Annotated in this window: 1 pseudogene; it reads left to right on the forward strand. The window is 72.4% G+C overall.

Features of this window, described 5'->3' with window-relative positions:
• A pseudogene (locus IG08_RS58665) lies at positions 1 to 450 on the forward strand (IS200/IS605 family accessory protein TnpB-related protein); the annotation flags it as partial.

Raw genomic sequence — 450 nt, forward strand, 5'->3', positions numbered from 1 at the left:
TCCCGGTGGGCGGGTTCGATCACCAAGGCCACGCATGATCAGTGGGCGCTCGCCCGGCGTGGCCAGCTCGCCCACCTCCGGTCTCTTGAGGCGGGGATCCGGACGATCGCGCACCGGCTGGCGCTGCCGGTCGGCGCGCAAGGCTCGAAGAAGGCGCCGGGCGGTTACCGCAGCAGGCGGGAGTGGCACGCCAAAACGCGTCGCCTGCAGGTGCTGGAGGACCGGCTGGAGCGTGAGCGGGCCGACCGGGAGGCCGGGACCGTGCACGTCGTACGCGGCGGGAAACGACTGGCCGGTTACCCGGCACCAGCTGCCCACCACGCAGCTCACCGAGGCCGACTGGCGCCGACGGTGGGAAGCATCGCGCTGGTTCCTGCAGGCCGACGGCGAGTCCGGCAAGCGCCACGGCAACGAGACCCTCCGCATCAGCCCGGACGGCGAGGTCAGCAT

The sequence above is a fragment of the Streptomyces fulvoviolaceus genome (assembly GCF_000718165.1).
GTDB classification, from domain to species: domain Bacteria; phylum Actinomycetota; class Actinomycetes; order Streptomycetales; family Streptomycetaceae; genus Streptomyces; species Streptomyces fulvoviolaceus.